The following is a 19,481-nucleotide window of genomic DNA, read 5'->3' on the forward strand; positions in this document are numbered from 1 at the left end:
CGTTGATCAGATAGTGAACGCAACATAGCTTTTTCTCATCCGGAAAGCAGGAATGAGAGGCAGCGGAATGCATGTAATGGCTGTATCGACCGTCTCGGACAACGACAAATTCTGGAGTGGACTCCGGCGGGCACACGCCAGGCTCCCACGGGGCGCCGCATGGAAGGTGGCGGTAGCGAGCAAGGACGGCGCCGCGGCGGTGAACATCATCACCCACGACTCGATCGAGGCCGTCCGGGAGTTCGTCGAGGCCCACGCCGGCGACTACGCGACGACGCAGTACTTCGAAGCCGACGCCGCGAACGCGATCGGCCTCCCGCGATGACGCTCGATCTGTCGCGGTCCAGGGCCAGGATCACCGAACTACTCGCCGAACACGGCATCCCGAGCGCGGCGATCGGCGTGCTGCGCGACGGCGAGATCGCCGAATTCGCCACCGGGGTCAAGAATGTGGAAACGCGCGAACCCGCGACCACGGACACCGTCTACCAGATCGGGTCCATGACCAAGACGTGGACCGCGCTGGCGTTCCTGCGATTCGTCGACGAGGGCCGAGCCGACCTCGACGCACCGGTGCGGACCTACCTGCCCGATTTCGCGGTCGCCGATCCCCGCACGAGCGCCGCACTCACCGCGCGTCACCTGCTCCAGCACACCCACGGCATCGAGGAGACCTACGGCGACCCCGGTGCGGACGACGACGTCTACGCACGCATGGTCGCCGGCATGGCCGACGCGCGACATGTGTTCCCGCTCGGACACACCCACGGCTACAGTCCCGCCCTCGGATACGCCGTCCTCGCACGGATCATGGAGGTGCTCGACGGCAAACCCTGGGACGCCGTCCTGCGCGCCCGGCTCTTCAACCCCATGGGCCTGACCAGTACGAACAGCAGACACGAGGAGGTCGACCAGACCAGGGCCGCGACCGGTCATCTGCTCCGCTCGCCTGGGGAGGACCCCTTCGTCACGCCCATCGACCACCTGCCGCGCGCCTTCGGCCCCGGCGGGAACATCACCTCCACCATCCGGGAGGTACTCGGGTTCGCCCATGTCCTGCTCAACGAAGGCGTGGCGCCGAACGGGACTCAGATCGTCTCCGCCGCCGGCCTCCTGGAGATGACGTCTTCCCGGGTACCCGTGCCGGACCCGTACCTGATCGGCCCCGAGTGGGCGCTCGGCCTCGTCGTGTGCGACTGGCACGGTGAAACCGTCTACGCCACCGACGGCAGCACCATCGGTCAGAACGCCCGCCTCCGCCTGCTCCCCGACTCCGGCACCGCGATCGCCGTCCTCATCAACGGCAGCCCCCGGGAGAGCTTCCACCGCGCGGCGTTCACCGCGATCCTCTCCGACCTCGGCACGACCACCCTCCCCGACGCACCCACACCGAACCCGACGCTGCGTCTCGACCCACACAGGTACGAGGGCGTCTACAGCGGCCCCGACGCCCGCTACGAGGTGTCCGCCGAGAACGACAAGCTCTACCTGACCATGGTTCTGGACCCGATGCGAGCCGACCTGCTCCACCACCCCGAGCGCCTCCGCTACGAGCTTCAACCGATAACCGAGACCCACTTCCTCATGCCCGCGATCGATCCCACCGAAGACACCCGAACGATCGCCCTCTACGACTTCACCGACGGCACCGCCCGCTACCTCCACACCAACGCCCGCGCCAACCCCCGCCTGGACACACCCCAGAACGCCGTGGAGTAGCCGTTCCGGAACGGGTTCCCTCGAGCCTCAACGGAAAGGTTTCGCGCAGTCGATCGTGATCCCCATCCACCGATTCGCCATGCCTACCAGCATGAACGAATCGGGTGGTCCATGCTGGGCGTCATGCCGGAATCCGTGCGGGTGTCCGGTAGGGCTGCTGGGATTCAGCGCCGCATCAGACCGAGCGTTATCCTCGGTGCGGGAGGCGGACGGGGGAAGTACCGCCGCGGGGAGGGATCGATGGACGACAGTCGGACGACTTTGCCACGGCTACGGGACTATTCGCGGCCTCTGACGGCCGCCGCGATTCTCGGTGTCGTCTTGTTGACCGGGGGCATAGCGCTGGGTCTGCACAGTCTTGTCTTCGCGGCGGGCAATCCCGTCGAGATCCAGCCGCGCATCGCCGGCGACATCGCCGACGAGCTAGGGGTTTTCGCCATCGTGCTCGGCGTGGCGGCGTTGCTGGCGCTCGCGGGCGCGCTGCGGTGGTCGCGGTCGCTGCAGGCCGCCGGGTTCGGCAACGTGCCGACCGTCGCGATGCATCTCATCGTCGTCGCCGAGTTCGTGATCAGCGTCAAGCTCGACATCCGCGACACCGTCATGCGGACCTTGGAGCACTACTCCCGGTTTCCGCAGCTACCGGTAGCGGTCGCGGCGTGGATCCTGACCGTGGTCGGCACGGTTCTGGTGCTCGGCGCGTCGTTCGCCCCTCCGGTGCGCGGTGCGCTGTCGCGGCGGTCCGGCGCCACGATGGCGATGATCGGTGTGCTGGTCTGCGCGATCGCGACGGGTATCGCCGTGCGCGCGGGGGACGACAGCCGGTTCATCGACCACCGCACCGCACCGCCCGCGGCAGCGGCACCCGTGCCGAGCCGGCTGGGGACCGAACAGTTCCGGCTCGAGCTGCCCAGCTCGGCCACCGTGGTGGCGGGCGGGCCCGGATTTCTGGTCGGAACCGACACGGGCATCACGGCCTATGACGGCGTCACGGGTGAACCGCGCTGGCATCATCTGCGTCCGGGCGCGCACGAACAGGGCGTGCGCCTCGACGTTCGGTCCCTCGCGGTGATCGGACCCGAGAACGTTGCGATTTCCTACTGGAACCGGCTGGGATGGAAGGCTTTCGACGCTTCCACGGGCGAAGTGCTCTGGACTTCCACCGATTTCAGCCACGGCGAGTCGACGGAGCTGGGCACGGTCGAGCCCGACGTCTCGCTCCCGATGTTGACCTGGCGCGACGGCGGCGCGCTCATCCGCTACGACGCGCGAACCGGGCGCCGGATGTGGTCCGCTCCGCGCGTCCCCGTCGACTGTGCGAAGGGACAGTCGACCACCGCGATCACCTCGACGGCCGTCTACCAGGTGATGCTGTGCGGCACCGGATCCACCACGACGACCGCCATCCGCGCCCTCGACGCCCTGACCGGCACACCGATCGCCCAGCGCGACCTCGCGGTACCCGACGCCCGGCGGGTGCCGGAAGTGTCCGTGGTGGACGATGTCGTTTCGGTCGACTGGGACCAGCGAGCCGGTCCGCTTCGCCACGTGCACTTCGCTTCTCCCGACGACCTGCGCACCGCCGAGGTGACCGAACCCGCGAGCGTACTGTCCGCCGACCCGACCGCCGTCCTCAGCACGGTGGGCAGCAGAACGACGCTGACCGAGCGCGACCACCCCGCTGGGACCAGGCCACTTCCCGTCGTCCTCGGCCACGCCAGGTACTCCCTGCCGTATCGCGAGACGCTCCTGCTGGCCGAGGAGGTGGTCTCGATCGACGACGGCCTGCGCACGTGGCACCGCGGCGATCTCGTCGAGAACACGCCGCCGAACAGCCTCGCCCGGTGCGATCCGGCACAGCTGCTCCCGGCGCCGGGGATCGTGTTGATCCTGTGCGACGCCGCCACCACCGCCGAAACCCAGCAGATCATCGGTGCCGCTCACCGCTGATCGGCGACCGATCACGGTCTAGCGGGTGGCGCTCAGACCGAGGTGGACTGTGTCGGCGAAGGCGGTCAGGTCCCTGATCAGGACGTCGATGTCGCCCGTGGCTCCCGCGTCGGTGTGCAACCAGTCGGAGACGGTTTCGAAGAGGCCGCCGATGGTGGCGACGGCGAGGGCGTGCAGGTCGATGCCGATGCCTTCGGGCGGCACGAATCCGTATTCGCGCCAGAGGGTTTCGAGGAATTGGGCGGCCCAGCGGCGGTTGACGCGGCGCTGCTGTTCGACCTTGGCCGAGATGCCGCTGGCCTCGCCGAAGGTCACCTTCGCGACGCGCGGATCGTCGACCATCGAATGGGCGAAGGCGCCGATCACGGCGGCCACCACGGCGCGGCGGTCGCCGGAGGAGTCGGCCAGCGCCGCGGCGACCATGTCCTGGGCGCGTTCGCTCTGCTGCTGGAGCAGTGCCAGGTAGCAGTCCTCCTTGCTGTCGAACAGCTCGTAGAACGCCTTGTTGCCGACGAACGCGGTCTGGCAGATCTGCTCGATCGCGGTGTTGACATACCCCTCGGCGGCGATCAGCTCGAACGCGGCGGCCAGGATCTGCTCGCGGCGGCGGGCGCGGCGCTGTTCGGCGTCCAGTCCCTGGATGCGCCGGGAGCGCACTGGACTCTTGTCGGTCGACGTCACGCAGCTCAGCCTACCGATCGCGCAATAAGAACAAGACCTCTTGTTCATAACAAGAGAACCTGCTGTAATCGGGATCACCTACCGAAGGAGATGCCATGCGACGCTGCACGGCCACCCACCGATCCCGTCTCGGCACCACCGCCCTGCTCGGCGCCGTCGCGCTGACGCTGGCCGCGGGGACTGCCACCGCCGACGATTTCCAGCTCCCGCCGCTGCCGAACGAGGCGCAGGTGTACCCGGCGGTGGTCCCGCTGCCCACACCCCAGAACGACCCCTGGTACGCGGACCCGGCCGACCTCGACAGCCGCGCCAACGGCGACGTCCTCCGGAGCCGCGTCGTGCAGACGTACGCGCTCGGCATCCCCGTACCGGTGCACACCACCCAACTGCTCTTCCGCAGCACAGACGCGCAGGACACCCCCATCAGCACCGCGACCACCGTGCTCGTGCCGGGCATCCCGTGGCTGGGTCCCGGTGCGCGACCGCTCATCTCGTACCAGGAGGCCATCGACAGTCTCGGTCAGCAGTGCAATCCCTCGTACACCCTGCGGGCGGGCATCCAGAAGGAAGTCGCGCTGATCGGCCAGTTCCTGTCGGCGGGCGCGGCGGTGGCGGTCACCGATTTCGACGGGAAGCGCAACACGATCATGTCCCCGGCCGAGGGCCGGATGGTGCTCGACGGCATCCGCGCGGCCAAGCGCGGCGGCCTCGGCCTCGAGGCGTCGCCGGTGGGACTGTGGGGCTACTCGGGCGGCGGCAATTCCTCGGCGTCGGCGGCCGAACAGCGCCGTCACTACGCTCCCGAGCTCGAGATCAAGGGCAGCGCGCAGGGCGGCATCCCCGGTGACAAGGTCGCCATCGCCCCGTTCGCCATCTCCGGTCAGCAGCCGCAGGCCAATTTCACCGGTTGGCTGGCGGTGCTCGGCCTGGCTCGCGAGTACCCCGAGTTCGATCAGGCCCTGCAGACCTACCTCACACCGGAGGGCAAGCAGGTGGCCGCGGATCTCGAAAACCGTTGTCTCTACACCACTGTCGCGTCCACGCTGCTGCGTCCCGTGGTCGACTACCTGACCGATCCGGAGGCCGCGCTGGCCGCCGCGCACGAAGCACTCTCGGCGGCGAGTTTCGGCCGGCCCGAGAACACGCCCGACATCCCGCTGCTCATGTGGCACTCGACCACCGATCAGCTGCTGCCCGCCGAACTCGCCATCGACAAGATCGCGGCGGCCTATTGCGCACGCGGGGTGAACATGCGGATGTTCCGGGTGCCGATGTCGGAGCACATCAGCGCCGAGATCGTGCCCGAGCTGGGGACGGTCGCCTGGCTGCTCGCGGTGACCGCGGGGGCGGATCCGGGGCCGCGGGTATGTTGAGCGGGCGCCGGTGGGTGCGCGCCGCGGGCACGTCACTGCGGCAGCTCACCGTCATGCAGCGGGCCGGACTCATCGACCTCCGCCGACCGGACGAGCTGGTCCGGACCGCCCGCACCATGCGCTCGCTCGGCCCGATCGCCGGGGGGATTCGCACCTCGGCGCGCCGGGCACCGGAGCGGATCGCTCTCATCGACGGCACGGTCCGGGTGAGCTACGGGGAACTGGACCGGCACACCGACGCGATCGCGGCGCGCTGGTACGCCGAGGGGTTGCGCGCGCGGGACACGATCGGCGTCCTCGCGCCCGACGGGCTGGCATTGGTCGAAACCATCGCCGCCGCAGCCAAACTCGGCAGCAGGCTGGTGCTGCTCAACACCGGATTCGGGGCGGCGCAATTGCGTGACGTGCTGGCCCGCGAGCAGGTCGGCGCGCTCGTGCTCGATCCAGGGCTCGCCGTGCTCGCGACGGATCTGCCGGCGGGAATCACCCTGCTCGACCCCAGCCCGTCACCGCCGACCGACAGCACTCTGTCCGATTCACGCACCGCCACGGACCCTGCGCGCGGTGACCACAAGCACGCGATCGGGCTCGGGCGATTCGCAGCGAGCGGCGCACGGCTCCCCGATCCGGTGCGGCAGGGCGGCTTCGTCCTGCTCACCGGCGGGACGACCGGCACGCCGAAGGGCGCACCGCGCAGGGTCGAATCACCTTTGGCCGGTGCGCAATTCGTCGATCGGGTGCCGTTGCGACGAGGCCAGACGGTGCTGCTGTGCGCGCCGCTGTTCCACGGCACCGCCCTCTCGCAGTTCATCCTCGCGCTGAATCTCGGGTCGACGGTCGTGCTGCACGGCAAGTTCGACGCGGCCCGGGCGCTCGCCCAGCTCGCCGAGCATCACGCCGAGATGATCGTCCTGGTCCCGACGATGCTGCGCCGCATCCTCGATCTCGGTCCGGGAGTACTGACCGCCGCCGACACCAGCGCCCTGCGCATCGTGTTCACGGCCGGCGCGGCGCTGCCGTCGGCGCTCGGGACGCGGGCGATCGAGACGTTCGGCCCGGTGCTCTACAACTTCTACGGCTGCACCGAGACCGGCACCGCCACCATCGCCACACCCGCTGACTGGCTCGCCGCGCCGGGCACCGTCGGCCGAGCACCGGTCGGGATCACCGTGGCGCTCTTCGACGGTGACACGCCCGTCATCGAACCGGAGCGAATCGGGACCGTCCATGTCGGCAACTCGATCGCTTTCCAGGGGTACTCCGGCGGCGGCTCCAAGCAGGTCCGCGGTGGGCTGATGAGCACGGGCGATCTGGGCCACTTCGACAGCGGCGGGCGGCTTTTCATCGACGGACGCGACGACGACATGATCGTCTCCGGCGGCGAGAACGTCTTCCCCGGCGAGGTCGAGGACCTGCTCTACCGGCATCCGGCCGTCACCGAGGCCGCGGTGATCGGTGTTCCCGACGAGGAGTTCGGCCAGCGCTTGGCGGCCTTCGTGGTCCGCGCGGCCGACCTCGACGCCGACGCGGTGCGCACCTATGTGAAGGCGCATCTGGCGCGGTTCAAGGCACCGCGCGACGTGGTGTTCGTCGACGAACTGCCGCGCACGCCGACCGGCAAGATCGATCGCCGCGGACTGGCGGCCCTGCGCTGAGATGGTGGCGGCGGCGAGGGGTCGTCGCCACCGTCACCCGACGTCGGTGCCCTCGGCCGCACGATGGTCCACCGACGCGTGGGCTCGACGGGGACGCCCGTCGAGCGCCTCGGCCAGCGCGGGCCCGATCGTGCTCAGCGCGCGGGTGCCGGTGATGTTCCAGTGGGTGGCGTCGACCGGCACGTCGCGGATGTCACCGGCGATGTGGTCGCGCCAGGCGACGGCCACCCGGCCTTCGCCGCGGTCGTCGCGGTCGGCGGTGAAGAACAGCAGGTCGCCGTCGTAGACGCGGGGGCGGTGGGCCGCGCCGATCACCTGCGTGTGCAGGATGCCCGCGAAGAGCCGGTGCACCCGCTCCTCGGTCAGTTCCTCGAACGGGCCGGGCAGGCTCGACACCAGCGTGACCGCGTCGGCCGGCGTGAATTCGGTGACCGGAGTGGCGAGTTCGTGTTCGGTGCCGAACTGGCCGAGCAGGTCGCCCACCGTCACCGGATCCTCACTGCGGTAGCCGACGTCGCCGACGAAGGAATCCAGCATGGCCAGCACCTCCACCCGCTCCCCCAGGTCCCGCAGCCGGACCGCCATGGCGTGCGCGATCACCCCGCCGACGCACCAGCCGAGCAGCCGGTACGGTCCGTGCGGCTGGACGGCGCGGATCCTCGTCACGTAGTCGGCGGCCATGGCCTCGATCGACTCGGGGTGCGCGGTGTCCTCGGCGATGGCGGGCGACTGCAGGCCATAGATCGGGCAGGACAGTTCGGCGGACAGACCGGCGAAGCTCCAGGCCAGGCCGACCACGGGGTGCACGCAGAACAGCGGCGCGCCGCGGCCGCGGCCGCGCAGGGTGAGCACCGGCGCCAGTGCGGATTCCGCGGCTCCCTCGCCGACCCGGCGGGCCAGTTCGGCCGGGGTCGGGTCGCTGAACAGCCAGGCGAGGGCGACGTCGGCCGACAGTTCCGCGCGCAGGCGGGACACCACCCGGGTCGCCAGGATCGAGTTGCCGCCGAGATCGAAGAAGGAGTCGTCCGCGCCGACCCGGCCGGCGCCGAGGAGTTCGGCGAAGACCGCCGCGATCGTCTGCTCGGTGGCTCCCTCGGGCTCCCGGTACGCGCGGCCGGAGCCGAACTCGGGAGCCGGCAGCGAGGCGAGCGCCAGCTTTCCGTTCGGCGTCAGCGGCAGGGCGTCGATCACCATCACAGCGGCGGGAATCTGGTACTCGGGCAGCATGTTTCGCAGTCGGGCACGGACGGCGGCAGCCGTGATCTCGGCGCCCCTCGCCGCCACCACGTAACCGACGAGCTGCTGCCCCCTCGCCGGATCGTCGCGCACGACCACCACCGCCGCGGCGACACCGGCGCACTTCAGCAGCGCCACTTCGATTTCCGCGGGCTCGATGCGGTAGCCGCGAATCTTCACCTGCCGGTCCGCGCGACCGAAGTGCTCGAGTCCACCCTCGCGATTCCAGCGGCCGAGATCACCCGAGCGGTAGAGAACGCGGCCCACGGCACGGGGGTCCGCGACGAACCGGGTGGCGGTGAGCCCGGGCCGATGCAGGTAGCCACGGGTGACCTGCATTCCGCCGATATAGATTTCGCCCACGACACCGGTCGGCACGGGATGCAGCCGGGCGTCGAGCACCTCGACGGTGAGCCCGTCGAGCGGTCGGCCGATCGGGCTCCCGGCCCGGTGATGTTCGCCGTCGGTGATCGCGGTGTGTGTGACGTGCACCGTGGTCTCGGTGATGCCGTACATGTTCACCAGCCGAGGCCCATCGGACCCGTGCCGGTCGAGCCAGGAGGTGAGCCGGCGCGGATCCAGCGGCTCACCGCCGAACACGATGCGGCGCAGAGGCGGTGGGGCGTACTCGGCCGGCGGGCCATGAGCGGGCTCCGGCTCGCCCCGGACCTCCGGAACTCGCCCGGCGCCCTGCGTCGCCCGCGGCGGGATCCGCCGCGCGCTCGACGTCTCCTGATCCGCACGGCCCCGCGCGACGCGTTCGTTCGTCGTCGCCAGCGCGTCCGCCTCGTCCAGACCGGCGAAAGCGGACGGCGTCTGGCCCAGCACCGAAACCTGTTCGCGGCCGAGCATTTCACGCAGCCGCTCGGGTGACCGCGCGGTCTCGCGATCGACCACCACCAGCGCGGCGCCGGTGGTGAGCGCGCCCCACATCTCCCAGACGGCGAAATCGAACGCGGCCGAATGGAACAGCGCCCAGACATCGCCGGCGCGGGTGGTCAGTGCCCGCCGGGACCGCTCCAGCAGCGCGACGATCTGACGATGCTCGACCGCGACACCTTTCGGCGCGCCGGTGGACCCGGAGGTGTAGATCACGTACGCGACGTTCTCCGCACGAACCGGGGCGTGGCGGACCCGATCGGACAGCCCGACGGCGGCGCCCTCGCACCGTTCGGCCAGTCCGCCACCGGCGACCGGGCGCACGACCAGCCCGTCCTCGATCACGCGCACCGGCCGCGCGTCGGCCAGCAGGTAGTCGATCCGCTCGCGTGGCGACTCCGGGTCGATGGGCACATAGGCCGCGCCGCTACGGATCACCGCGAGAACGGCCACGATCAGCTCGGCCGAGCGGCCGACGCGGACCGCGACTCGTCGCTCGGGGCCGGCTCCCGCCGCCACGAGCCGCCGGGCCAGGACCGCGCTGCGGTCGTCGAGTTCCCGGTAGGTCAGCGTGGTCGTCCCGGCGCGGACAGCCGTCGCGGACGCGTGCCGGTGTGCCGCGACGTCGAACAGGTCGTTCAGCGTACGGTGGTCGCGGCGGTCGGCGGGGGGCGCCGCCGGGGCGCTCGCATCGGTCAGGTCGATGTCACCGACCGTCGCGGCAGGGTCGGCGGCGACCGCGCCGGCGAGGCGCTCGAGAGTGTGGGCGAACAGCTCGATCGTCGCGCGGTCGAACAGGTCGGTCGCGTAGGTGAACGCCAGCGCGATGGTGTCGGCGGCTGGTTCCGACATCGTCAGCTGGAGGTCGAATTTCGCGGGGGTGAGCGAGGATTCGACGGGTTCGACGGCCAGACCGGCCGTTGCCGTGTCGACGGCGGCGGCCGCGGTGAGCACCACCTGGAACAGCGGATGGTAGGCGCGGGTGCGCGGCGGATCAATCGCCTCCACGACGCGCTCGAACGGCAGATCGGCATTGGCCAGCGCACCCAGGTCGATGTCGCGGACGCGGGTGAGCACGCCGGTGAAGGAATCGGCGGGGTCGACGGTCGTGCGGAGCACGACCATGTTGACGAACATGCCGACCAGGTCGTCCAGCTCCGGCCCGCCGCGACCGGCCACCGGAGTGCCGATGGCGATATCGCCTCCCGCGCCCGAACGAGCCAGTGCCACAGCGAGAATCGCGTGCACCACCATGAACTGGGTCGCGCCGTGCGCCACCGCGAGCCGCCGCAGCGCCGACGCGAGTTCAGGGCCGAGTTCGAGGGTGACGACCGCGCCCACGCCCGACGCGACAGCCGGAAGGGGCCGGTCGACGGGAAGGTCGATCCGGGGCGCGAGCCCGGCGAGCCGGGCCCGCCAGTACCGTAGCTGACTGTCGAATTCCGCCGCGCCGGCCTGACCGGTGAGCCAGTCCTGCTGTGCCAGTGCGTAATCGGCGTAGGCGGCGGGCAGCGGCGCGAAGTCGGGCAGACCGCCGTGTCGCCGCGCCGCGTACGCGCCGAACAGGTCGCGCGCCAGCGGGCCCAGCGACCAGCCGTCGGCACTGATGTGGTGGACGACGAGGGCCAGCACGTGCTCGTCCGAACCGATCGCGAACAGCCTGGCCCGCAGCGGTGGCTCCGACGTGAGATCGAAACCCACGCTGCCGAATTCGGCCAGCGCGGGGTCCAGCCCAGCCGGGTCCACCATGACCCGATCGAGCGCGCCGCGCGCCCCGTCGATCGGCAGCACACGCTGGACACCGATGCCGTCGACCTCGGGGTACAGCGTGCGCAGCGGCTCGTGCCGCTCGATCACGTCGTCGAGGGCGGCCCGCAGCGCCGCGACCGACAGCGGACCACGCACGCGCACCGCCAAGGCGATGTTGTCCGCAGGCGACCGGTGGTCGATCCGGTTGAGCACCCACAGGCGCCGCTGGGCGGGAGCCAGCGGCAGGGCCGCCGGACGTTCGCGCCGCGTCACCGGTGGTCGCGGCGCCGTCCGCGAGAGCGTGCGCACCGTGGCGGCCAGCCGAGCCACGGTCGGCGCGTCGAAGACCGCGCGCACCGGGACGTGCTTGCTCGTCGCGGCGCCCAGCCGCGCCCCGAGCTGGGCCGCGAGCAGCGAGTTCCCGCCGAGGGCGAAGAAGTCGTCGTGCGCGCCGACCGGGGTACCGAGGAGTCCGGCCATGACCGTGCTCACCAGGCGTTCGACCGCGTCGGCCGGCTCGGCGCCGCGCCCGGTGGCGAAGGTGGGAGCGGGCAGGGCGGCCCGGTCGACCTTGCCGACCGGGGTCAACGGCAACTCGTCGAGCACGACCACGGTCGCGGGCACCGCGTGCGCGGCGAGCCGCTCGCGGGCGAAGGCCAGTACGCGGGGGATGTCCACCGTGTGTCCCGGTTCGGCGGTCACATAGCTCACCGGAACCAGCGCGCCCGCCGGATTGCGGCAGCCGGTCGTCACCGCGGCACGGATGTCGGCGTGCGCTGTCAGCACGGCGTCGATCTCGCCGGGCTCCAACCGGATGCCGAGGACCTTGAGCTGAAAGTCCGTGCGGCCGAGGAACTCCAGATTGCCCTCGGCGTCGGAGCGGACGAGGTCGCCGGTGCGGTACCTGCGCGTCCCGGACGGCCCGGCGACGAACCGCGCCGCCGTCGCGCCCGGAGCGCGCCGATAGCCGCGTGCCACGCCCGGCCCCGACAGGTACAGCTCGCCGGGCGCGCCCGCGGGCACCGGGCGCAGGCGCTCGTCGAGGACCTGTGCCGTCCAGCCGTCGAACGCCGCGCCCAGCGCGACCGGCGCACCGGCGACCAAGCGCCGGGCGGTGACGAAGACCGTCGTCTCCGTCGGTCCGTAGCCGTTCACGTAGGTCCGGCCCGGCGCCCACCGCGCGATCAGCGCCGGATCCGAAGCGTCGCCACCGACCATCAGCCCGCGCAGTGTGGTGTGCCTGCGCGGGTCGAGGGTCGCGAGCACGGCGGGCGTGATGATCGCGTGCGTCACCGCCTGCCCGGCGATGAGCTCGTCGAGTTCGGCGCCGCCGGTGATCTCCGGCGGCACGATCACCAGCGTCGCGCCGTGCGCGAAGGCCAGCAGGAGTTCGTTGACGAACAGGTCGAAGCCCGGCGAGGCGATCTGCAACACGCGCGCGTCGTCGAGTGGTCCGAGCGCGGCCGACACCTCGGCGAGCAGTGTGCCGAGCCCACGATGAGTCACCGCCACGGCCTTCGGCGCGCCGGTCGAACCGGAGGTGTAGATCACGTAGGCGAGCTGGTCGAGACGGGCCGGGGCCAGCCGGTCGGCATCGGTGAGCGGTGCCGGATCGTGCTCGGCGCAGCGGCGCAGGAGTTCCTCGTCGTCGAGCACGATCCAGGTGATCCAGCTCGGCAGCCCGGGCAGCACGGCCCTGGTGGTGATGCCGATCCGGGCGCCCGCCTCGGCCAGCAGCTGCCCGCGCCTGCTCGGCGGCTGCCGCAGGTCGACCGGGAGGAACGCGGCGCCGGTCGCGGCGACAGCCCACACCGCGCGCACCAGCTCCACCGATCGCGGCACCGCCACCAGCACCACGGTCTCCGGCCCGGCCCCCCGCGCCACCAGCTCGCGTGCGAGCCGGTGCGCGGTGTCGGCGAGCGCCCCATAGCTCCAGCTGCGCCCGCCGTCCACCACGGCGACGCGCTCCCCCGCCCCACCTCGACCGAGGAGCTCACCGAACGTGCCAAGCTGCCGGATCGCGGTCATCCACCGATTAGACCGACAACCCCCCACTTCCGAAAAGCCCGATTTCCATGGGCAACCGCCGACAGCGCGCGGGCGGCGTTCAGTCCGCGCTGCCCCTGATCGCCTCCTCGATCAAGTCGACGACCGGCCCCGGCTGCGACGCCAGGGAGGCGTGGCTCGCCGCGAGTTCCACGATCTTGCGCGGGTTCATCCGCTCGGCCATGCGGCGCTCGTTGTCCGGATGGATCATCCGGTCCTCCGTCGAGACCTGGTACCAGGTGGGCTTCGCCTTCCAGGCGGGCGCGGTCACCGTGTCGCCGAAGGTCGAGCCGAGCGGGGCCTTCTGCGTCACCGCCATCACCAGCGCCTCGTCGGCGGTCAGGTCCTGGCAGAAGCTGTCGTGGAACTCGTCCCGCGCGATCCACAGGTAGCCGTCCGAATCCGGGGCGATCGCGGCGACCGCGGCGGGCGGCTGCTGCTCGGTGATCGCGCCGGGGCTCTCCCCCGCGTCGGGCGCGAAGGCCGCGATGTAGACCAGTCCGACGACATTGGGCAGGTCACCGGCCTCGGTGATCACCGCGCCGCCGTAGGAGTGCCCGACGAGCACGACCGGGCCGTCGACCTGGGCCACCATCTTCCGCGTGCGCTCGGCGTCGTCGGCCAGCGAGGTGAGCGGATTCTCCACCGCGCGCACCTGCGTGACACCGCGCCGGTTCAGCTCGACGATCACCTTCGACCAGTGGGCGGCGCCACCCCAGAAACCATGCACCAGAACGATTGTCGGCTCCACAGCCATGAATGCCTTCTCTCGGGTCGGGTTCACCGCCGTTGACACGACGGACAAGAGCCACGATATTTGGATGATGAGGCAAATACCATGACTGATGGGCCAGAAAACTTTGCTGAACAACCGGCCGCCTCGGACCCGCTCGCCCCCGACAGCGAGCTGGACGCGCTCTCGGACATCCTGCACACCGTCCGGCTCCGCGGCGATCGGCTCGTCCGTTGTGCCCCGACGCCGCCGTTCGCGATCGCGATCCCCGCGGGCATCCGGCTGCTGCACATCGCCGAGCGTGGCGACCTCGTCGTCCACGTCGACGGCCGGACCGTCCCGCTGCGCGCGGGTGACATGGTGCTGCTCGCGCGCGGCGACCGTCACGTGATCGGCGTGGGGTGACGCCCCCGAACGCGAACTCACCGCGGCCGACACCGTCCGGCGCCTCGAGCAGCTGCCCGACCCGGCGACCCCGCGCTGGGTCACCGGAACCTTCCGGGTGGAGGAGGTGATCGCCGATCCGCTGCTGTCGGTCCTGCCCGCCGCCGTGGTCGTCCGCGCGGGCGCCGGACGCGATTGGCTGACGCTCAGTTCGCAGCTGCTCGTCGCCGAGCTCACCGACGCCAGACCCGGTGCGGGCGTGATGATCTCGCGCATTCTCGACCTGTTGTTCATCCACGCCCTGCGCGCCTGGTCGGCCGAGGACGACACCGCGCCCGGCTGGCTCACCGCGGCGCTGGACCCCGCGCTCGGTCCGGTCCTCACCGCGATCCACAACGAACCCGACCGTCCGTGGCCGGTCACCGAACTCGCGGCGCTGGCCAGGATGTCCCGGTCGGCGTTCACCGACCGGTTCACCCGGCTGCTCGGCCGCTCGCCCGGCGCCTACGTCACCGACCGGCGGCTCGAACACGCCGCGCACCTGCTCGGCTCCACCGACGAGCCGGTGGGCAGGATCGCCGGCGCGGTCGGCTACCACTCCGAAGCCGCGTTCAACCGCGCCTTCCACCGCCGCTACGGCATGCCGCCCCTGCGGTGGCGCAAGCGCGCGGACCGGGTCAGAACTCCCAGTCCTCGTCCTCGGTGTTGACGGCCTTGCCGATCACGTAGCTCGAGCCCGAGCCGGAGAAAAAGTCGTGGTTCTCGTCGGCGTTGGGCGACAGGGCCGACAGGATGGCCGGGTTCACCTCGCATTCGTCCTTCGGGAACAGGCCCTCGTAGCCGAGGTTCATCAGCGCCTTGTTGGCGTTGTAGCGCAGGAACTTCTTGACGTCCTCGGTGAGGCCGACCTCGTCGTAGAGGTCCTGGGTGTAGTCGACCTCGTTGTCGTAGAGCTCGAAAAGCAGCTCGAAGGTGTAGTTCTTGAGCTCGTCGCGCTCGGCCTGGGAGACCAGCTCGAGGCCCTTCTGGTACTTGTAGCCGATGTAGTACCCGTGCACGGCCTCGTCGCGGATGATCAGCCGGATCATGTCGGCGGTGTTGGTGAGCTTGGCCCGCGAGGACCAGTGCATCGGCAGGTAGAAGCCGGAGTAGAACAGGAAGCTCTCCAGCAGCGTGGAGGCCACCTTGCGCTTGAGCGGGTCGTCGCCGTTGTAGTACGACAGGACGATCTCGGCCTTGCGCTGCAGGTTGCGGTTCTCCTCCGACCAGCGGAACGCCTCGTCGATCTCCTTGGTGGAGCACAGCGTGGAGAAGATGGAGCTGTAGCTCTTGGCGTGCACCGACTCCATGAACGCGATGTTGGTGTACACCGCCTCCTCGTGCGGGGTGAGCGCGTCCGGGATCAGCGAGACCGCGCCGACGGTGCCCTGGATGGTGTCGAGCAGCGTCAGGCCGGTGAAGACCCGCATGGTCAGCCGCTTCTCATCGGGGGTCAGGGTGTTCCAGGAGGGGATGTCGTTGGACACCGGAACCTTCTCCGGCAGCCAGAAGTTGCCCGTCAGACGATCCCAGACCTCGGCGTCCTTCTCATCGGGCACCCGATTCCAGTTGATGGCATGTACCCGATCGATGAGCTTCATTCCGCCTCCACACCTTTCCGCCAGACCGTTTACCCGCACCGCCGCCGTGCGCGAGCCCGTTCACCTGAACACTACTCGTAGTGGGTGACATCGCCAGTAAGCACAACAGCTTGTGTTGCGGCGCGCCCCGCCCGGCCAGGATGACCGTACCGACGCACCACACACGCGGCCCCTATTGTGCGCCACGACCGCCGCCGCGCCACCATCGCATCGCCAGAGATCCACCACATTCGCCCACCGACCCGTCACCGCGTGAAGCCGGCCACTCGGTCCGCCGCCGCCCTTTGCTTTCTCCCCGCGCACCCGGCAAACTGCGGCTCGCGCTGTCCACCACCGGACCGCGATCTTCCAGGGGGATCACTCATGCCGCGCCACGTCACCCGAGCCGCTGTTCCGCTGGCCCTGCCACACGGGCCGAGGGCCGACACCGAGCAGTCGCCGGCACGGCGGCGCTTCGGGCGGAAAACCCCTGCGCGACAGCTCGTTCTGGCCGCCGCGGCCGTGGTGCTGGCCGGGTGCGGAACTGCCGAGTCGTCGCGCGCAGCCGAACCGCCCGCCTTGCCGCCGGTGTCGGCGGACTGGTGGCACACCGTTCCGCAGACCGACGAGCAGAAGGCCGAGGTCGCCGCGCGGGCCCGGCAGATCGATGTCTGTGCGCTGGTCCCGCGCTCGGAGCTGGCCGCGCTCGGCGAGGTGCGCACGGTCGACAACGACCAAACCGATTCCTGCCGGGTCGCATTCGCGTCGAACGGAGCGGTGGACAAGCTGAGCTGGGCGTCGATGGTCCTGTTCGGCGATGTCCCGCGCTTCCCCGGCTACACCGAGACCCAGCTCGGTGATGTCTCGCTGTCGATCCTGCCCGGCGACGAGGCCGAGGGCGCCACCGAGAAGACCTGCAACGCCACCGCGCGGTTCCGCTCCGGCGCCGCTCTCTACTTCCAGACCACCACGCCGAGCGCGGTCGACGGGTGCGCACGGCTGACCGCGCTGGCCGGTGCCACGGTGCAGCGCTGGCTGACGGCGCCGCCGCAGGGCACCTCCCCCGATACGCGGCGCACGGCCCTGCACGGCGCCGACCCGTGTGCCGTGCGGGCCCGCCTCGACGGCACCGGCGACTTCGGTGTGCCGACCATCACCGGCTGCGGGTTCACCTACCGCGGCGCGGATGTCGTCATCTCGTACAAGCTGCTCGAGCGCGCTTTCCTGAGCAAGACCGAGCAGAACATCGACGGGCGGACCGTGTACGCGCGCGACACCAGCTTGGTCGCCGTCGTCGGCCCGGAGCTGCCGCCTGGCCCGACCGGCTTCGGCGGTAACGTGGTTCCGGTGGTCGACGTTTTCGCCGATACCGAGGATGTCGCGAAAGACGTGATGCGACAGCTTCTACCGCTGTTCCCCCCTGCCTGATCCGAAGGGACCCGCCGTGCGACGCACACTCCCGCTCCTCGCGGCGGCCCTCACGCTGGTCGCCTGCCAGGGCGAGGCGGTGGACGACACCATGCCGCGGGGCGGGTTCTGGTCCACCGCGGCGATCTCGGACCAGGACCGGTCCGAGGTGCTGCGGAAGGTGCGCGCGCTCGATGTGTGCGGGCTGCTGCCCCGCGTGCGGCTGGGCACGCTGGGCAAGGTCAGGGACGTCGAGAACGTGCATCCTCAGCAGTGCCGGTTCAACATCGCCGTCGACGGACATCTCACCGGGATCGACGCCACCTGGAGTACGGGGGTGAGTTTCTCCGGCGAGCCGAGCATGGACCTGCCGGTGCGCGAGCGGTCCATGGGCGATGTGCGCGTGCTCTTCCACGACGAGCCGTCCGGATCCGACGATCCGCAGGTCCGCGGAAGCTGTCAGGCGTGGGCGCGCTTCATCTCCGGCGCCGATCTGTCGATGAGCGTGCGGGCGCCGCGCGACGCCTGCGCCACCGCGGAGACGCTGATGCGGATCGCGCTGGTGCGGTGGCGCGAGGAACCGGCGCAGGGCAGCTCACCGGATTCGGACCGGACGGTGGTGACCGGGACCGACCCGTGCGCCGTCGCCCCGCTGCTCGGGGTCACCGTGCCCGTGGCCGATCAGGGTGTCACCACGTGCAAGCTGACGGTCGACGGGCACGCCGCGATCGTCACCTACGACTACAACGAGGAACGCACGATCGTCGACGACGTCCCCGCCTTCACCGTCGGCATCCGTCAGGTGTACCGCTTCGAGGGCACCCAGTCCGATGTCACGGCCCTTTCGGCGATCGTCGGCCCGCGCATGGCGCCCGGCCCGACCGACGCCCTGCTCGGCCCCCGGGTGCCGACCGTGGCGGTGACCGCCGATTCGGCCGTCGCCGAGCGGGTCATGCGCGAAACCCTCGCCGTGTTTCCCTGAGCAGGGTCACAACATTCCGGGCACGATGTTTGCGGCCCGATTGCCACCCGGGCAGACTCGGTGCGCGGGCCGGTTCCACCGAGGACAGGGGTGCTGATGAATCGTCGGATGGTGCTGGCCGCCGCGGTGTTGCTGTGCTGCGCCGCGTGTGGTGACGATGACGCGAGCGAATCCCGGCAGGAGACCGCGCCGCCCGCGCCGGTGATCCCGGCGCCACCGCCCGAATTCTGGTCGCAGCCCGCCACGACCGAACAGCAGCGCGCGACCGTCGCCCAGGCGACCAGGCAGATCGACGTGTGCGCACTGATCCCGCGCGACACCCTGTCGAGCATGGCCGAGATCCACGACGTGACCGTCGGCCTCGACTCGTGCCGCGCGGTGCTCGGTTCGGCGGCGCCGGGCGAGGGCACCACCCTCACCTGGCACGCGACGCTGCTGCCCGACCTGACGCCCGGTCGCGGTGTGAGCAAGAACCTCGGCGACGTGCAGATCCGCCTGGTCCCCGACCGCGACGACGCGATGCCGCGCTCCTGCGGCGCCACCGCCCACTTCCCGGCGGGCGCCGCCTTCTACCTCGGCCTGACCACCCCACCCGGCCAGGACCCGTGCGCGGTCGCCGACGGCTTGCTGCCCGGCATGCTCGACCGCTGGCGGGCCGCCCCGCCACAAGGCACTTCCCCCGATACCGTCGCCACCGTGCTGCTCGGCGCCGACCCGTGCGCGGTGCGCGCGAATCTGGCGGGCACCACGCCCAGCGACGAGCAGCGCCTGACCCAGTGCCTGTTCGGCTACCGCGGCGAGAAGATCACCGTCGGCTACGAGTACCGCGTTCCCGCCTACCTGGCCGCGAACAGTACCGAGGAGCACCTCGACGGCCGCACCGTGCACCGCTCGGTCTCGGTGTACGACAGCAGGATTCCGATCTACACGGCCGCCGTCGGCCCCGAACTCCCGGCCGAATCGACCGCGTTCGGTCGCCGGATCCCCATCGTCGAGGTGGTCGCGAGCACCGACGACGTCGCCAGGGACGTGATGACGCGCGTCCTCACCCTGTTCCCCCAGAGCTGACCC

General features: G+C 70.7%; 12 protein-coding genes and 1 pseudogene. 9 read left to right on the top strand and 4 right to left on the bottom strand.

What is annotated here, in order from left to right:
* Window positions 1-76 precede the first annotated feature (76 nt).
* The 3 genes from DFR69_RS04765 to DFR69_RS04775 all read left to right on the top strand — a co-directional run bounded on the left by DFR69_RS04765 (window position 77) and on the right by DFR69_RS04775 (window position 3,666).
* On the top strand, window positions 77-325 hold the full coding sequence (locus DFR69_RS04765) for a hypothetical protein (protein WP_208643909.1): 249 nt from the start codon (window positions 77-79) through the stop codon (window positions 323-325).
* Complete coding sequence (locus DFR69_RS04770) at window positions 322-1,719, top strand: serine hydrolase domain-containing protein (RefSeq protein WP_110036223.1); 1,398 nt, start codon at window positions 322-324, stop codon at window positions 1,717-1,719. Before DFR69_RS04765 ends, DFR69_RS04770 begins: the two co-directional genes overlap by 4 nt.
* A gap of 240 nt (window positions 1,720-1,959) precedes the next feature.
* Complete coding sequence (locus tag DFR69_RS04775) at window positions 1,960-3,666, top strand: outer membrane protein assembly factor BamB family protein (protein WP_167456154.1); 1,707 nt, start codon at window positions 1,960-1,962, stop codon at window positions 3,664-3,666.
* Window positions 3,667-3,684: 18 nt separating this feature from the next.
* On the opposite strand, the gene DFR69_RS04780 is transcribed toward DFR69_RS04775, so the two are convergent.
* Window positions 3,685-4,347: a TetR/AcrR family transcriptional regulator gene (locus DFR69_RS04780; protein ID WP_244198094.1), complete on the bottom strand. Its 663-nt coding sequence runs from the start codon at window positions 4,345-4,347 to the stop codon at window positions 3,685-3,687.
* 95 nt (window positions 4,348-4,442) lie between these two features.
* Here DFR69_RS04780 and DFR69_RS04785 point away from each other — a divergent pair, with 95 nt between their 5' ends.
* On the top strand, window positions 4,443-5,720 hold the full coding sequence (locus DFR69_RS04785) for a lipase family protein (RefSeq protein ID WP_110036225.1): 1,278 nt from the start codon (window positions 4,443-4,445) through the stop codon (window positions 5,718-5,720).
* Window positions 5,714-7,375: an AMP-binding protein gene (locus tag DFR69_RS04790; RefSeq protein ID WP_110036226.1), complete on the top strand. Its 1,662-nt coding sequence runs from the start codon at window positions 5,714-5,716 to the stop codon at window positions 7,373-7,375. The genes DFR69_RS04785 and DFR69_RS04790 overlap by 7 nt, the downstream gene beginning before the upstream one ends.
* Window positions 7,376-7,408: 33 nt before the next feature.
* Here DFR69_RS04790 and DFR69_RS04795 read toward each other — a convergent pair whose 3' ends face one another.
* Both DFR69_RS04795 and DFR69_RS04800 read right to left on the bottom strand, forming a co-directional pair.
* Entirely contained in the window at window positions 7,409-13,267 is a 5,859-nt protein-coding gene (locus DFR69_RS04795) for an amino acid adenylation domain-containing protein (RefSeq protein WP_110036227.1), read from the bottom strand.
* Window positions 13,268-13,346: 79 nt separating this feature from the next.
* A complete protein-coding gene (locus DFR69_RS04800; RefSeq protein WP_110036815.1) occupies window positions 13,347-14,042 on the bottom strand; it encodes an alpha/beta hydrolase in 696 nt (231 codons plus the stop codon).
* A gap of 81 nt (window positions 14,043-14,123) precedes the next feature.
* Here DFR69_RS04800 and DFR69_RS35730 point away from each other — a divergent pair.
* Window positions 14,124-15,111: pseudogene (locus DFR69_RS35730) on the top strand (AraC family transcriptional regulator).
* On the opposite strand, the gene nrdF reads toward DFR69_RS35730, so the two are convergent.
* Window positions 15,080-16,042 carry a class 1b ribonucleoside-diphosphate reductase subunit beta gene (gene nrdF / locus DFR69_RS04810; protein ID WP_110036228.1) on the bottom strand — a complete coding sequence of 321 codons (963 nt, stop codon included), beginning with the start codon at window positions 16,040-16,042 and terminating at the stop codon, window positions 15,080-15,082. The pseudogene DFR69_RS35730 and the gene nrdF overlap by 32 nt on opposite strands.
* 363 nt (window positions 16,043-16,405) lie before the next feature.
* On the opposite strand from nrdF, the gene DFR69_RS04815 reads away from it, so the two are divergent.
* The 3 genes from DFR69_RS04815 to DFR69_RS04825 all read left to right on the top strand — a co-directional run bounded on the left by DFR69_RS04815 (window position 16,406) and on the right by DFR69_RS04825 (window position 19,478).
* Window positions 16,406-17,449, top strand: a complete 1,044-nt coding sequence (locus tag DFR69_RS04815) for a peptidase (protein ID WP_146229192.1) — start codon at window positions 16,406-16,408, stop codon at window positions 17,447-17,449.
* Between the two features lie 16 nt (window positions 17,450-17,465).
* Window positions 17,466-18,410 (top strand): hypothetical protein, encoded by a 945-nt coding sequence (locus DFR69_RS04820; protein WP_110036230.1) that lies wholly within the window; start codon window positions 17,466-17,468, stop codon window positions 18,408-18,410.
* 96 nt (window positions 18,411-18,506) lie between these two features.
* A complete protein-coding gene (locus DFR69_RS04825; protein WP_110036816.1) occupies window positions 18,507-19,478 on the top strand; it encodes a peptidase in 972 nt (323 codons plus the stop codon).
* The last annotated feature ends 3 nt before the right edge of the window (window positions 19,479-19,481 follow it).

It is taken from the genome of Nocardia neocaledoniensis (assembly GCF_003182135.1).
In the GTDB taxonomy this organism is placed as follows: Bacteria; Actinomycetota; Actinomycetes; order Mycobacteriales; family Mycobacteriaceae; genus Nocardia; species Nocardia neocaledoniensis.

Excerpts from the sequence above, each read along its gene's own strand:
- nrdF (WP_110036228.1), bottom strand. The coding sequence starts at position 16,042 with ATGAAGCTCATCGATCGGGTACATGCCATCAACTGGAATCGGGTGCCC.
- DFR69_RS04765 (WP_208643909.1), top strand. The coding sequence starts at position 77 with ATGGCTGTATCGACCGTCTCGGACAACGACAAATTCTGGAGTGGACTC.
- DFR69_RS04775 (WP_167456154.1), top strand. The coding sequence starts at position 1,960 with ATGGACGACAGTCGGACGACTTTGCCACGGCTACGGGACTATTCGCGG.
- DFR69_RS04790 (WP_110036226.1), top strand. The coding sequence starts at position 5,714 with ATGTTGAGCGGGCGCCGGTGGGTGCGCGCCGCGGGCACGTCACTGCGG.
- DFR69_RS04770 (WP_110036223.1), top strand. The coding sequence starts at position 322 with ATGACGCTCGATCTGTCGCGGTCCAGGGCCAGGATCACCGAACTACTC.
- DFR69_RS04795 (WP_110036227.1), bottom strand. The coding sequence starts at position 13,267 with ATGACCGCGATCCGGCAGCTTGGCACGTTCGGTGAGCTCCTCGGTCGA.
- DFR69_RS04825 (WP_110036816.1), top strand. The coding sequence starts at position 18,507 with ATGAATCGTCGGATGGTGCTGGCCGCCGCGGTGTTGCTGTGCTGCGCC.
- DFR69_RS04785 (WP_110036225.1), top strand. The coding sequence starts at position 4,443 with ATGCGACGCTGCACGGCCACCCACCGATCCCGTCTCGGCACCACCGCC.
- DFR69_RS04800 (WP_110036815.1), bottom strand. The coding sequence starts at position 14,042 with ATGGCTGTGGAGCCGACAATCGTTCTGGTGCATGGTTTCTGGGGTGGC.
- DFR69_RS04815 (WP_146229192.1), top strand. The coding sequence starts at position 16,406 with ATGCCGCGCCACGTCACCCGAGCCGCTGTTCCGCTGGCCCTGCCACAC.